General features: G+C 53.9%; 12 protein-coding genes and 7 tRNA genes. 3 read left to right on the top strand and 16 right to left on the bottom strand.

What is annotated here, in order from left to right:
- Positions 1-55: 55 nt before the first annotated feature.
- From ACFSO0_RS09560 to ACFSO0_RS09495, 14 genes are all read right to left on the bottom strand, one after another.
- Positions 56-142, bottom strand: a tRNA-Leu gene (locus tag ACFSO0_RS09560).
- A gap of 56 nt (positions 143-198) precedes the next feature.
- Positions 199-274, bottom strand: a tRNA-Lys gene (locus ACFSO0_RS09555).
- Between the two features lie 38 nt (positions 275-312).
- Positions 313-389 (bottom strand) — tRNA-Asp (locus tag ACFSO0_RS09550).
- 19 nt (positions 390-408) lie between these two features.
- Positions 409-485 (bottom strand) — tRNA-Met (locus ACFSO0_RS09545).
- A 9-nt stretch (positions 486-494) separates the two neighbouring features.
- Positions 495-570: transfer RNA gene (locus ACFSO0_RS09540), tRNA-Val, on the bottom strand.
- 82 nt (positions 571-652) lie between these two features.
- Positions 653-729: transfer RNA gene (locus ACFSO0_RS09535), tRNA-Glu, on the bottom strand.
- A 25-nt stretch (positions 730-754) separates the two neighbouring features.
- Positions 755-847 (bottom strand) — tRNA-Ser (locus tag ACFSO0_RS09530).
- An 809-nt stretch (positions 848-1,656) separates the two neighbouring features.
- Positions 1,657-2,421, bottom strand: a complete 765-nt coding sequence (locus ACFSO0_RS09525) for a type III pantothenate kinase (protein ID WP_376879339.1) — start codon at positions 2,419-2,421, stop codon at positions 1,657-1,659.
- 12 nt (positions 2,422-2,433) lie between these two features.
- Positions 2,434-3,279: a carboxylating nicotinate-nucleotide diphosphorylase gene (gene nadC, locus ACFSO0_RS09520; protein WP_376879337.1), complete on the bottom strand. Its 846-nt coding sequence runs from the start codon at positions 3,277-3,279 to the stop codon at positions 2,434-2,436.
- A complete protein-coding gene (locus ACFSO0_RS09515; protein ID WP_376879335.1) occupies positions 3,269-4,891 on the bottom strand; it encodes an L-aspartate oxidase in 1,623 nt (540 codons plus the stop codon). The genes nadC and ACFSO0_RS09515 overlap by 11 nt, the downstream gene beginning before the upstream one ends.
- Before the next feature lie 324 nt (positions 4,892-5,215).
- Positions 5,216-5,641, bottom strand: a complete 426-nt coding sequence (locus tag ACFSO0_RS09510) for a Fur family transcriptional regulator (protein ID WP_376879333.1) — start codon at positions 5,639-5,641, stop codon at positions 5,216-5,218.
- A gap of 45 nt (positions 5,642-5,686) precedes the next feature.
- Complete coding sequence (locus ACFSO0_RS09505; RefSeq protein WP_376879330.1) at positions 5,687-6,526, bottom strand: metal ABC transporter permease; 840 nt, start codon at positions 6,524-6,526, stop codon at positions 5,687-5,689.
- 34 nt (positions 6,527-6,560) lie between these two features.
- Complete coding sequence (locus ACFSO0_RS09500; protein WP_376879328.1) at positions 6,561-7,331, bottom strand: metal ABC transporter ATP-binding protein; 771 nt, start codon at positions 7,329-7,331, stop codon at positions 6,561-6,563.
- Between the two features lie 173 nt (positions 7,332-7,504).
- Entirely contained in the window at positions 7,505-8,479 is a 975-nt protein-coding gene (locus ACFSO0_RS09495) for a metal ABC transporter substrate-binding protein (RefSeq protein WP_376879325.1), read from the bottom strand.
- Positions 8,480-8,715: 236 nt separating this feature from the next.
- Here ACFSO0_RS09495 and ACFSO0_RS09490 point away from each other — a divergent pair, with 236 nt between their 5' ends.
- From ACFSO0_RS09490 to ACFSO0_RS09480, 3 genes are all read left to right on the top strand, one after another.
- A complete protein-coding gene (locus ACFSO0_RS09490; protein WP_376879323.1) occupies positions 8,716-9,213 on the top strand; it encodes a PCYCGC motif-containing (lipo)protein in 498 nt (165 codons plus the stop codon).
- Positions 9,214-9,342: 129 nt separating this feature from the next.
- The gene (locus tag ACFSO0_RS09485) at positions 9,343-9,678 is read left to right on the top strand and encodes a PadR family transcriptional regulator (RefSeq protein ID WP_376879321.1); all 336 of its coding nucleotides are present in this window, start codon (positions 9,343-9,345) and stop codon (positions 9,676-9,678) included.
- On the top strand, positions 9,675-10,961 hold the full coding sequence (locus ACFSO0_RS09480) for an FtsW/RodA/SpoVE family cell cycle protein (RefSeq protein WP_376879319.1): 1,287 nt from the start codon (positions 9,675-9,677) through the stop codon (positions 10,959-10,961). The genes ACFSO0_RS09485 and ACFSO0_RS09480 overlap by 4 nt, the downstream gene beginning before the upstream one ends.
- A 77-nt stretch (positions 10,962-11,038) precedes the next feature.
- On the opposite strand, the gene nadA is transcribed toward ACFSO0_RS09480, so the two are convergent.
- Positions 11,039-11,983, bottom strand: a complete 945-nt coding sequence (nadA, locus tag ACFSO0_RS09475) for a quinolinate synthase NadA (RefSeq protein WP_376879316.1) — start codon at positions 11,981-11,983, stop codon at positions 11,039-11,041.
- 100 nt (positions 11,984-12,083) lie between these two features.
- Complete coding sequence (locus tag ACFSO0_RS09470) at positions 12,084-12,947, bottom strand: HAD family hydrolase (protein ID WP_376879313.1); 864 nt, start codon at positions 12,945-12,947, stop codon at positions 12,084-12,086.
- Positions 12,948-12,965: the final 18 nt, after the last annotated feature.

Raw genomic sequence — 12,965 nt, 5'->3', positions numbered from 1 at the left:
GGCGACGCTCTACCAATTGAGCTACGTCCGCATACTTTATAAAAAAGTGAAATTTTGGTGCGGTCGAGAGGACTTGAACCTCCACGGTGTTGCCACCACTAGAACCTGAATCTAGCGCGTCTGCCAATTCCGCCACGACCGCATATCAACTTGGAGTCCTTCACGCAAAGCTTCGCCCGCGATACAGGAAGTGAAAACTGGTGAGCCATGAAGGACTCGAACCTTCGACCCTCTGATTAAAAGTCAGATGCTCTACCAACTGAGCTAATGGCTCGTACTATAAAATTCGCCAATCGTACCTTTTGGGTAAAATGGCGGAGCTGACGGGACTCGAACCCGCGACCTCCGGTGTGACAGACCGGCGTGAACTCCAGCTTCACCACAGCTCCATAATAGATGAGAGAAATTTGGTTGCGGGAGCAGGATTTGAACCTGCGACCTTCGGGTTATGAGCCCGACGAGCTACCGAGCTGCTCCATCCCGCGACAACTTTATGGTGGAGGCTGACGGGATCGAACCGCCGACCCTCTGCTTGTAAGGCAGATGCTCTCCCAGCTGAGCTAAGCCTCCATACTCCCCAAACTGTTGTTGGGGCCCCGCAAAGTACTCGGTGTTGCTGCAAAGCATCCGCTTCACTTTGTGGGGTATATGATGGTGACCCGTAGGGGATTCGAACCCCTGTATGACAGCGTGAAAGGCTGCTGTGTTAAACCGCTTCACCAACGGGCCGTATTATGTAAGAAAAAGGCGTTTGTGGCGGATGGAGTGGGATTTGAACCCACGAGACGGTTCTACACCGCCTACACGATTTCCAATCGTGCTCCTTCGGCCGCTCGGACATCCATCCATGTATGATTAAGGATCGAAGCGATCCGCGTTGTTTCCCTCACGGAATTACTATGTTATCAGATTTTGCTGTTACATTCAACAACTTTTTCAAAGACACTGAAAAAGTTTAACTGGATAACACATCGCTGTCAGACACAATAGCCATTTTATCTTGTGGAACTACTCTTGTCAACGATAAAAATCACGTTCTCTTTAATTTCTTGCAGACGTGCCGTATTTCCTGGTGAACTTGCGATTATCATTACCTGCAAAACCTGAAAATACTCCCCCGTTCCGCGCTCCCTGCCTGAAAGTTTCTGGGTTGCCTTCCATTTTACCGGCATGGACTGCATGGACTTAAGAAGAACAACTGCACCCGATCCATACACGGGAAGGTGAATATTTTCGGACCCCCCAAAAAATGGTATAGTTTTCATGAGACAAGAATGGCGGTGGATGACCGCGGCGCAGCTTCCTGCAAAGGGGATGATGCTGATGGTCACGCTCGGTGCGCTTTACTTTTGCCTGAAAGTATTAGCCACTCTGCTAAGCCTCTGGTTTAGCAGCAGGAAGCTTTTCCGCTGGTGGAAGAGGAAGTGTAACAAGCGAAAACCCACCGCCTGAGTTGACCGCCCGACGGTGAGTTCGCTGGTTTGTTAACATGCGCGCCGTGGGGTTCCACAGCGTCTTGTCTCAGGGGCCATGCCGCTGCAACGGCATCGGCTCCTTTATTTTTATGTCACGTTTTCATCATTGTATACACAGATTTTATCATTCTCCTGCTTCCCTAGACAAGAAGCAGCACGATTCTGCCTATGGATTCGCATCCTATTGATTCCGCTCGTAAATCAGGCGCAGTCCTTTTAGCGTCAAATACGGGTCGACCACGTGGATGCACGACGTCTCCTTTGCTACCAAAGCGGCCAGTCCGCCTGTCGCGACCACTTTGGGGTCTGTTCCGTACTCCGCGATGATCCGGCGAACGATGCCCTCTACCTGCCCGACAAAGCCGTAGTAGATGCCCGACTGCATGGCCGCAATCGTATTGCGCCCTACGACGCTGGCCGGCTTGGCGATCTCGATGCGCGGCAGCTTGGCGGCGCGGCTCACCAAGGCTTCGGTGGAAATTCCGATCCCCGGCGCAATCGCTCCGCCCCAATATTGCCCGCGCTCGTCCACATAGCAAAAAGTCGTTGCCGTCCCAAAGTCGACCACAATGAGCGGCGTACCGTAATGGTGAATGGCTGCCACGGCGTTGACGATCCGGTCCGACCCTACTTCCCGCGGGTACTCGTACTTGATGTTCAGACCCGTCCTGATTCCCGGGCCGACAAGCAGAGGCTTTTGCTGCAAGTATTTCTCGCACATCCGCTCGATGGTAAAGTTCAGCGGCGGAACGACAGAGGAAATAATCACGCCGCTCACCTGCCCGAGCACCAGCCCCCCGTGCTGAAACAGGCTCGTGACCAGCATGCCGTATTCATCCTCGGTCTTGTTCCGATCTGTCGCCACCCGCCAATGATGGCGCAGCTCGTCCCCGCGGTACAGCCCCATGACGATATTGGAATTGCCGATGTCTATCACCAGTAGCATTGTGCTTGCCCCTTATCGCTTCCGTGTATTCAGATCGAGACTGATGTCAAACGCCTTGACCGAATGCGTCAGTGCCCCTACGGAGATGATGTCGACGCCCGTCCTGGCAATCGAGCCGATCGTCTCCAGATTGACTCCGCCGGATGCCTCCACGACTGCCCTTCCGCCAATCAACTGCACAGCCTCAACCATTTGCTCATTTGACATGTTGTCCAGCATGATGATGTCGGCTCCTGCGTCCAGCGCCTCCTGCACCTGCTCCAGCGTCTCGGCCTCGACCTCCACCGTCATCGTATGCGGAATGGCCGCCCGCGCTGCTGCCACTGCCTGTGCGATCCCGCCCGCGCCTTTGATGTGGTTGTCCTTGATCATGACCGCATCGTACAGGGCAAAACGGTGATTGTGCCCGCCTCCGACACGAACCGCGTACTTTTCCAGAAAGCGCAGGCCCGGCGTCGTCTTGCGCGTATCGACTACCCGCGCCTTCGTGCCTTCTACCGCGCGCACGTATTCGTTCGTTTTCGTCGCGATGGCGGAGAGACGCTGCAACAGATTGAGCGCCAGACGCTCGCCGCTCAAAATCGAGCGGACAGACCCGCTGACTTCGGCGATTTGCGTGCCGTATTCGACGCGCGCGCCTTCTTCCACTTTTGCGGTGAAAACGAGATCCGGGTCCACCGTCGCAAACACTTGCTGCGCAACAGGCAGACCTGCTACAATCCCCGCTTCCTTGGCATAGAGTATCCCTACTCCCTGTTCGCTCTCCGGAATCGTGCTCATCGTCGTAATATCGCCAAAGCCCAAATCCTCGTGCAGCCATTCTTCTATTTTTTGCTGCAGCTCCCGTTTACTCCACATTGTTCTTGCCACTCTCCTCTTCGACGCCGCCACGAATGGACTGAACCAGGTGCTTGCGCCAAATTAAATCGTCCTTCTCGGGGAAATCGTTGCGGTAATGCCCGCCCCGGCTTTCTTCGCGCAGGAGGGCCGCCCGTGTCGTCAGCACGGCCGCACTAAGCAAATTCAGGTACTCGAAATCTTCCTGCTCCACCGGAATCTCCTGGTAGTTTTCCGCCATACGCTCCAGCTCTTCCAACGCTTTTTGCAGTCCCTTTTCATCCCGCTTGACGCCGACGTAGCGAAGCATAAGCTTTTGCAGCTTCACTCTCTGTTCGCGCGTACCCGCCGTGCAAAGCTGGCGTTGCGGGGAGGTGACCACGAGCGGCTCGATGACCGGCAATGCCGGAAGCTGGCGGATGCGCTCGGCAATCCGGTGCCCGAACACGACCGCTTCGGAAAGGGAATTGCTGGCCAGGCGGTTCGCTCCGTGTACGCCTGTGCACGACGCCTCGCCACAGGCAAAAAGCCTTTTTGTCGACGTCTCCCCGTGCAAATCCGTCTCGACACCGCCCATGATGTAATGGCAGGCTGGGGCGACAGGAATCCAGTCCGTCACCATATCCAGGCCGTACTGCAGGCAAAACTGGTAGATCGTGGGAAAGCGATGCTTGATCTTGTCAGCAGATTCATGGGTAATGTCCAGGAAAACATGCGTGGAGTTTGCCTTCTCCATCTCGGAGACGATCGCGCGCGCTACCACGTCGCGGGGGGCCAGCTCTTTTTGCGGATGATACTTGTCCATAAACCGCTCGCCGTTGCTGTTCCGCAAGATCGCCCCTTCGCCCCGTACGGCCTCGGAGATCAGAAAGCGAGGCGCTCCGGGGTAGTAGAGAGCGGTCGGGTGGAACTGGATGAACTCCACGTCCTTGATCCGCGCTCCCGCCCGATACGCGATGCCGATGCCGTCAGCGGTCGCGATCTCCGGATTGGTCGTGTAGCGGTACAGCTGGCCGGCCCCGCCCGTAGCCAGCACCGTCGCGTCTGCCTCCAGGAAAAAGATCTCTCCATCCGGCTGTCTCACAATGACCCCGACGCACTCATCCCCCTGCGTCACGACATCGATGGCAAAATGATTTTCTAGCACGGTAATATTCGGCTGCTCCAACACCCGCGCAGACAAGGCCCTTACGATTTCCGCACCTGTCGCATCCCCGTTGGCGTGCAAGATGCGCCGCTTGCTGTGGGCGCCTTCCTGGGTCAGCTCGTATTGCCCCGTTTCATCCTTGTCAAATTCCGTTCCGTACGCAATCAGTTCTTTCAGGCGATCCGGGCCTTCATTCACCAGGACTTCCACCGCATCGTACGAGCAAAGTCCCGCCCCGGCAATCAAGGTGTCCTGACGGTGCAGCGCAGGGGAGTCGGATTTGGCAGTCACCGCTGCGATGCCCCCTTGGGCCCAGCGCGTATTGCTGTCGTCCAGCCCTTTTTTGCTGATCAAAACCACATCTGCATATTCACTTGCTTGCAGCGCCGTGTACAGACCGGCGATCCCGGCCCCGATGATGGCGACCTTCGTCTTTTTCTGCGGGAGCGCTCGCAAATCAAAGTCTACGATATAGCGGGGAATCATCCTCGTGTCCCTTCTCTCCTTATGAAATATAAGCTACGTGAAAAAACCGATGATATCCCACCCATTATAGCAAATCCTGCAGGGCTGCGATAAGAAAACCTCCCCGGAGAGGTTCTATAGGCAAAACGGTCAGGGACGGTTCTCTCGGCCGCAAGCGGTCACGTCTTTTTGCCCGGAAAACGCCCCGACGATTTTCGCAGAGTCGATCTGTACTTCCCGCTTCGCGCGATCTTACTAGTGCTGGCACGGCCTTTGACATCCAAAATTTCCGACAAGAAAAAAAGCATCCGCTGCTCCCGCGAATGCTGTCTTAAATCCGTTATGTCAACTGGAATGCTCCACGCAATCCTTGCAAGTGCCGTACACCTCGAATTTATGGCCAGTTACCTGAAAATCATCAGGAACCACCGACATGATGTTCATCGGACAGCCTGGCAGCGCTGACGTCTTGCCGCACTCCGTACAGATGACGTGATGGTGGTGATGGCCGTCCGCCGAGCAGGCCAGGCGGAATTTGCCTTCGCCGTCCAGCTCTGTCTCCTCCAGAATCCCCAGTTCCACAAAAGTGGAGAGATTGCGATAAACCGTATCAAAGCTGAGGGAAGGATAATGCGCCTTGATTCGCTCCATAATATCTTTGGCCGAAAGGTATCTTTTTTCCGCCGCGCAGATGCGAATGAGCTCCTCCCGCTTGCCGGTATATTTGAATCCGTGATCCTTCAAAATCTGCAGCGCTTCCTCTACTTTCATCGACAAACTCTCCTTCCTTTTGTCATCACTTGGTTGACTATGCAATCAACGCATGGTGTTGCGCAGTTTCTTCGCACCCAGCACAATAAGCAAAATCAATACCGCCATTAAAACAATTGTACCACCAGAAGCCCAATCCAGCAGATAGGCAAAATACAGTCCGCTCAGAACAGATATTTCTGCGAATACAATGGAAAAGAAAATCGTCTGGCGAAAGCTCCCCGCAATCTGCAGGCTGGCCGCCACCGGAAGGGTGATCAGGGCGGAAATCAACAGCACCCCGACGATCCGCATAGACGCGGCGATCGTCAGCGCCACGAGCACCATAAACCACAGGTTGATCGACCGTCTCGCTACGCCGGATACACGGGCGAATTCTTCGTCAAACGATACCGCGAACAGCTCCTTGTAAATCAGGAAGACCGTCCCCAGCACCACGACTGCCACGCCGACGAGCGCATACAAATCCTCGATGGTGACCGTCACAATTTTCCCGAACAAGTATGAGTACAAGTCCGTCGTGAAGCCGTCTGCCACACTGATGAGCACGGTGAACAAGCCCAGGCCTCCTGACAAAATGATGGGAATGGCGAGGTCCTGATACGCTTTGTACACCTTGCGCAGCCGCTCGATGAACAGCGACCCGACAACGGCGAACAGCATGCCGAAAAACAGCGGGTTCACAGCGGCAAAAAAAGCGACTTTCTTCGAGACGAGCATTCCCGCCGCCACGCCGGAGAGCGTCACGTGGGACAGGCCGTCTGCCATCATCGACAAACGGCGCACAATCAAGAACGTACCCAGGATGGGACAGATCAGTCCAATCAAAACCCCTGAAAACAAGGTATACCGCAAAAAATCATACTGCCACCAATCAGCCAGCATGTTCATACTCCTTCTTTTTCCGTGTTCGACACCATTAATGGTGGTGAGAAAGCAGCTTTACGGAATCTCCGTACATTTGCGCCAGAATTTGCTCGTGATTGTGGGCAAACTCGTGAGCAGTTCCGTGGAAGTGGATGTTTTTCTGGACGCATGCGACCTTGTTTACCCACTGGGTCATCACGCCGACGTCGTGGCTGACGATCATCATGGTCAAGCCGCTTTCTTCCTTCAAAGAGCGCAACAAGCTGTAAAACTGCTCGATCGACTCCTGATCCACGCCGACAGTCGGTTCGTCCAAAATCAGCAGCTCCGGCTCCGCCACCAACGCCCGCGCAATAAACACGCGCTGCAGCTGGCCTCCGGACAGGCTGCCGATCCGTTGATCCAGCTTGGCTGTCAGGCCCACTCTCTCCACGGCGTCCCGCACCTTTTCGTGATGGTGACTTTTCAGCCAGCGGAAAAGACCGACCTTGCCGACAAGACCGGAAGCGACCACTTCCCGCACCGTTGCCGGAAAGCCGCCCGCACCGTGGGCCACCTGCTGCGCGACGTAGCCGATTCGGCTCCAGTCGCGGAATTTGCCCAAAGGCTGCCCGAACAGCTCCACCGTTCCCTTGGTGGGAGACAGCAGCCCAAGGATCAGCTTCATCAGCGTCGATTTTCCCGAGCCATTCGGGCCGACGATGCCGACGAAATCTCCCCGTTCGAGGGTGAACGCCACCTGGTCAAGCACCACTTTTTCATCGTATTGAAAGGAGACGTCCGTGAGCTTTACCACGGCTTCTCCCGGTATCTTCCGTTCCATGAATCAATCATTCCTTAAATCGGATTTGTTCTGATTTGATCCTTCTCATCCTACTACGTTTTCGCCCACGCCACAAGTAGTCATGGGACAAAAACTGTTGAAACACGCCTGCGTTGACCGCCATCTGCACAAAGATGCCGCCCCGAAAAGAGCGACACCTTCCTTATCCCTGTCTATTTCAATGCCGCACGCAGCGTCTTTGCATTATCGCGCATGATCGACAAGTAGTCGCGCCCGGCTTTCACATCGTCCTCCGTCAAGCCTTCCAGCGGGTTGAGCGTAGCGGTCTGGACGCCTGCTTCTTTGGCGATTACCTCTGCCACTTTCGGGGAGACGAGCGTCTCAAACAAAATGTACGAAATCTGGTGCTCTTTCACATGCTCCACCAATTGCTTCAATTCGGACGGCGATGGCTCGTCGGCCGGATTCACGCCGGAGATGGGAACCTGCTGTAGCCCGTAGCGATGAGCCAAATAGCCAAAGGCTGCGTGCGATACCATAAATTCCTTTTTGGACGCGGCTGCGACCATATCCTTGAACTCTTTGTCCAGTTGATCCAGATCAGCCGAAAGCTGCTGGAAGTTTTTCTCGTAGTCAGCTGCGTGCGCCTTGTCTTTTTGCACCAGGGCGTCTTTGATCTTCGCCGCCTCTTCCTTCAGCTTGGATGGATCGAGCCAAACATGAGGATCGAGGCCGCCATGATCGTGTTCATGCTCCTCGGTCTTGCCTTCCGCTTCTCCCTCATGCTCCCCTTCCGCAGCCTGGAGCAGGTCCATGCCCTCGGTCGCGTTTACGACCGCCGTCTTGTTCTTGTCCATGCTCTCTACTGCTTTGTCTACCCACAACTCCAGTCCGCTGCCGTTATAGGCAAACACGTCCGCCTTGGACAGGGCGACCATATCCTTGGCAGTCGGCTCGTAATCATGCGGCTCCACGCCCGGCGGAATCAGGTTGGTAACCTCCACATAATCCCCGCCAATCCGTTTGGCCGCATATTCGAGCGGGTAGATCGTCGTATATACTTGCGGCCTGGACGCCGTGTTGTCCCCAGTAGCTCCAGACGAAGTGCTCGCCGTCTGTGTGGTTCCGCAGCCAGCGAGGCTCGCCGCTGTGACAACACTTAGCAAAGCCATCAGTCTCTTCTTCATTCAGTATTTCAGCTCCTCACGCCATACAATTCATAACGATTCCGATTTACTTGCTTTCCGTTTCTCATTATACGGACAGACGCCCGGAAAGTAAATAGGATTTATTACGATTTAATCGGCGTATTTATGCCTGCATTCACATCGCTACAGGAAAATGGTCACGCTCTCCCGTATTCGGAACCGTTTGCTCTTCTATTTTCCCTTACGTTACAATGAGCGGGAGGAGGTTTGTCCACATGAAACGTCAATCATGGCTCGCCATCAGCTTCATCACGGCAGCTTTGCTGACCGGTTGCGGAAGTTCCGACCAAGCCGGCCAAGAGCACGCCAGCCATACACAACACGCACCAAACGGCGATCTGCAGGAAATGACCGCTTCTGCCGATCAATTGCCCAAATTTCTCGACAATCAAGATCCTGTCATCGTGCAATCCTACAAAATCGCTGCAGCCAACCGCGAACTGCTCAAATCCATCCCTTGCTACTGCGGCTGCGGCGAAAGCGCGGGCCATCAGCACAACGGCAACTGCTTTATCAAAGAAGAGCGTCCGGACGGCTCTATCGTCTGGGACGATCACGCAACACGCTGTGGCGTATGCATGGAGATCGCCGTCGTTTCCTCCAAGCTTAAGGAAGCCGGCAAATCCACCAAAGAAATTCGCGAGTACATCGACAACGCCTACAAGGAAGGATACGGGAAGCCTACTCCTACTCCTACGCCTATGCCGTCGTAGAAGTTTCCGGATGGGGTACAAGAAAAGGCTCGGAACCAGTGCGTTCCGGGCTTTATTCCGCTTGACAATGTTTGAAGGCGCCTATAACATCATACCTAGATATACAATACATCGATAATGGAGGTTACTGTGAAAATCAACAAGGAATTGATGAAGGGCAGTACCGTCATCCTGATCCTTACTCTACTGGAACGCAAGCCTATGTACGGCTACGAGATGAGTAAAGAAATGGAACGAAACTCGGACGGAATTCTTTCTTTAAAAGAAGGAACCTTATATCCAATTCTTCACACATTGGAATCAAAAGGGATGGTCGAATCCTATTGGAGTGACGGAGAGGGCGAACGAAAACGGAAATACTACCGGATTACCAAAGACGGGCAGACACTTTTGCAAGAAAAAAGGCAGGAATGGTACTCTTTCCGCAGAGCAGTGGAGCAAGTGATAGGGGAGGGACATGCATGAGCACCAGTGAAAAGTGCGCCGAGTACATACGGCAGGTTTGTCAGCAGGTTGCGAATAAAGAGGTGCACGATACGATTGCCCTTGAGCTGGAAAACCATTTGGCGGAAAAAATCGAAGACTATCAGGCATTTGGATACAGTGAGGAAGAATCCGTAGAAAAAGCCATTGCTGAGATGGGCGATCCTGTTACCGTCGGAGGGTATCTTCACCAAGCACACAAACCCCGTATGGAATGGAGCATCCTCGCCATCGTAACCGTTCTGATTGGGATCGGTCTGCTAACCATGTACTCCCTTAGTCTCGCGCAAGATCGTGGCGAAATGTTTACAAAGCAGCTAGCGGGGATACTGGGAGGGGTCGCTGTCTTCCTTGGCATTCTCTTTACCGATTACAGGAGATTGAAACGGTACAGCAAGCTTCTTTTCTTCTCAACGATGCTTCTCCTGCTCTGTACCAGCTACAGAGGAACTTTGGTGAATGGCGTCTACCATCTGGATCTGGGCTTTACACTGCTGAATATATCTGTGCACAGCCCCTTTTTACTTGTTGTCGCCATGGCGGGTATGTTCACTGACTGGGATTGGAATAAGCGCCGTACGATTGTCTGGACTTTTTTGCTTTTTCTGCCCCCTTTCTTTCTCTTGGGGACGCTCAACCTGTTTGCCGCTTTGGTATATGCCGTCGGATTCTTCGTTCTCCTGTTCTCTACTCCGGCAAGAAAGCGGATGTTACTCTCCTTGGCAAGTTTGTTCTTTGTTTCAGGCTGCTGTATCGCGTATCAGGCTATCAGGCCCTATCACCTTAATCGTTTGCTGGCCTATCTGGACCCTTATAGCGACCCCAATGGTGCGGGCTATACCATCATTCAATCGATGAAAACAGTAGCATCTGCCGGTTTGTGGGGAAATGGCTTTGGTTCGCGCTTAGACACCGTGCCCGTCATCGAATCAGATTTTATTTTTACCTTTTTGGTACATAACTTTGGGTTGGCGACAGGTTCCGTCGTCGTACTCCTGGGCATCCTGCTTTTTCACCGTCTGCTTCGAGCCAAACAACGGGTGAAAGATCCTTACGGTGCTCTGTTGATGTCAGGATTGATGGCACTCTTGTTCCTCCCTTATTTCTGGGGGATCTTTATGACTGTCGGTCTCGTGCCTCTCACCTCTGTCAATTTGCCGTTCATTAGCTATGGAATCACCCCCTTCGTCCAGCAAATGGTACTAGTCGGACTGCTGCTCGGTATCTATCGCCGCAAAGACCTTCAGCCCCGTAATCACAAGTAAAAAGACAAACAAAAGAGGCGAAGCCAATTGGCTTTGCCCCTTCATTTCTTTCCCCTATTCACTCACACAAGCCGCCATTATCCCGGCGCGACTTCCAACATCCGTTCGAGAGAGGCGCGGGCAGCATCGGCCACATCTTTTGGCACGAAAATCTCCGGCTTCATATTCTCCAGAGCTTCTACGCATTTTTTCAGGTTGTTCACCTTCATGTTCGGGCAGACCAGATATTTGGAAGCGAAGATGAAGGTTTTGTCCGGGCTGTCCTTTTCCAGCATGTAACGCGTGCCGTCTTCGGTCCCGATGATGAACTCCTTGTGGGAAGACTCTCGGCAATATTTCAAAATGCCGGTAGTAGAGCCAACGTAATCAGCCAGCTGCACGACTTCCGGGCGGCACTCCGGATGGACGACGACGAGCGCTTCCGGATGTTGCTGCTTCAAGGTCATGATGTCTTCGACCGACAGCTGGTCGTGCGTATTGCAGTATCCTTCCCAGATGATCATTTTCTTGTCGGTAAACTGGGAGACGTAGTGGCCCAGGTTTTTGTCCGGCACCCAAATGATCTCGTCACTGTCGATGGATTCGATCACCTTTTTGGCGTTGGACGATGTGCAGCAGATGTAAGTCTCCGCTTTGACGTCTGCCGATGTATTGATGTAGGCTACCACTTTTGCGTTTGGATGCTGCGCTTTCAGCTTGCGCAGGCCGTCTACGTTTACCATATCCGCCATCGGACAGCCTGCCCGTTCGTCAGGAATGAGGACCGTCTTTTGGGGATTGAGAATTTTTGCACTTTCTCCCATGAAGTGAACGCCGCAGAACAAAATGACGTCTGCGTCGGTATCCTTTGCTTTTTGAGCCAGCCCGAAAGAGTCGCCAATGAAATCGGCCACTTCCTGAATTTCCGGACGTTGATAGAAGTGTGCCAGGATGATCGCATTGCGCTCTTTCTTCAGCTGCATCAGTCGTTCTCGTAACTCAGCGTTGCGCTGGGCTTTTTTTTCTAACGCTAAAGCGTCCATGGAAAAAATCCCCCTACGTAGGTGTCGTAATTTAGGGTCATTGTAAGCGGTTCACCCTGCCTTGTCAATGTATGTCCCGTGGAAAAACTGCCTGGAACAGCTACTTTCGCCCCAGCACATGCTCCTGGATAAAGCGGGCGACTCCGTCCTCGTTGTGATGGGGAGCCGTGTAACGGGCAAGCCTCTTGATCTCGGCTGGAGCATTTTCCATGGCGACCGAGTAGCCGGCACCCATCAACGCTTCCTTGTCGTTGTCCGCATCGCCGAAAGCCATAACCTGCTCCGGCGCGATTCCCCACTTCTGGATAAAGTAGCGCAGTCCTTCCCACTTGGATACGCCCAGCGGCATGATTTCGATATTGTGCTTGCCGGAGGTCGTGAAGGTCGCCTGCTCCGCCCAAAGCGAGAGCTGCTCCCGGACCCAATCCAGACGTTCCGGGTTGTTGTGCCAGATAAACAGCTTTACCACTTCAATCGCGCCCGATTCGACCTGATCGAGCAGCTCGACCAGCGGTACGATGCGGGACAGCTTGTAAAAAGCAAACCGGCGCATCGAGATGCCTTCTACGGTATTGTCTTCCTCGATCAACGCCTCAAGCCGGTCCCGGTCTTCCTTGACCATCAGCCGGCTGCCCGTTGTATCGTGCAGCTCGTAGTAGATCGCTTCCTGCCGCAGGACATGCACGACGTCGACAACCATCGTTTTGGGCAAAAACACGCGGTGCACCATCGTGCCGTCCGCCTCGTAAATCGCTGCCCCGTTGCTGCAGACGTAGCCGTCAAACGGAAAGGAGTCCACGGGGATCAAGGCTGACCCGTACGTCCTTCCCGTCGACAGGACCAGCTTGCAGCCTCGCTCCTGCAACTGCCGGCAAGCTTCCTTGGTGGCGTCCGCCATTTGCGACTGCTCATTCAACAAAGTCCCATCCATATCAAAGGCAGCCAAGCGCGGTGTGAGCAACATCGTATTCCCCCTTTACCG

The organism is Brevibacillus sp. GCM10020057 (assembly GCF_042683565.1).
Taxonomy (GTDB): domain Bacteria; phylum Bacillota; class Bacilli; order Brevibacillales; family Brevibacillaceae; genus Brevibacillus.
Note: the sequence above shows the minus strand (reverse complement) of the source record. Positions and strands in the feature narration are given on the sequence as shown.

Excerpts from the sequence above, each read along its gene's own strand:
- ACFSO0_RS09525 (WP_376879339.1), bottom strand. The coding sequence starts at position 2,421 with ATGCTACTGGTGATAGACATCGGCAATTCCAATATCGTCATGGGGCTG.
- nadC (WP_376879337.1), bottom strand. The coding sequence starts at position 3,279 with ATGTGGAGTAAACGGGAGCTGCAGCAAAAAATAGAAGAATGGCTGCAC.
- ACFSO0_RS09515 (WP_376879335.1), bottom strand. The coding sequence starts at position 4,891 with ATGATTCCCCGCTATATCGTAGACTTTGATTTGCGAGCGCTCCCGCAG.
- ACFSO0_RS09510 (WP_376879333.1), bottom strand. The coding sequence starts at position 5,641 with ATGAAAGTAGAGGAAGCGCTGCAGATTTTGAAGGATCACGGATTCAAA.
- ACFSO0_RS09505 (WP_376879330.1), bottom strand. The coding sequence starts at position 6,526 with ATGCTGGCTGATTGGTGGCAGTATGATTTTTTGCGGTATACCTTGTTT.
- ACFSO0_RS09500 (WP_376879328.1), bottom strand. The coding sequence starts at position 7,331 with ATGGAACGGAAGATACCGGGAGAAGCCGTGGTAAAGCTCACGGACGTC.
- ACFSO0_RS09495 (WP_376879325.1), bottom strand. The coding sequence starts at position 8,479 with ATGAAGAAGAGACTGATGGCTTTGCTAAGTGTTGTCACAGCGGCGAGC.
- ACFSO0_RS09490 (WP_376879323.1), top strand. The coding sequence starts at position 8,716 with ATGAAACGTCAATCATGGCTCGCCATCAGCTTCATCACGGCAGCTTTG.
- ACFSO0_RS09480 (WP_376879319.1), top strand. The coding sequence starts at position 9,675 with ATGAGCACCAGTGAAAAGTGCGCCGAGTACATACGGCAGGTTTGTCAG.
- nadA (WP_376879316.1), bottom strand. The coding sequence starts at position 11,983 with ATGGACGCTTTAGCGTTAGAAAAAAAAGCCCAGCGCAACGCTGAGTTA.
- ACFSO0_RS09470 (WP_376879313.1), bottom strand. The coding sequence starts at position 12,947 with ATGTTGCTCACACCGCGCTTGGCTGCCTTTGATATGGATGGGACTTTG.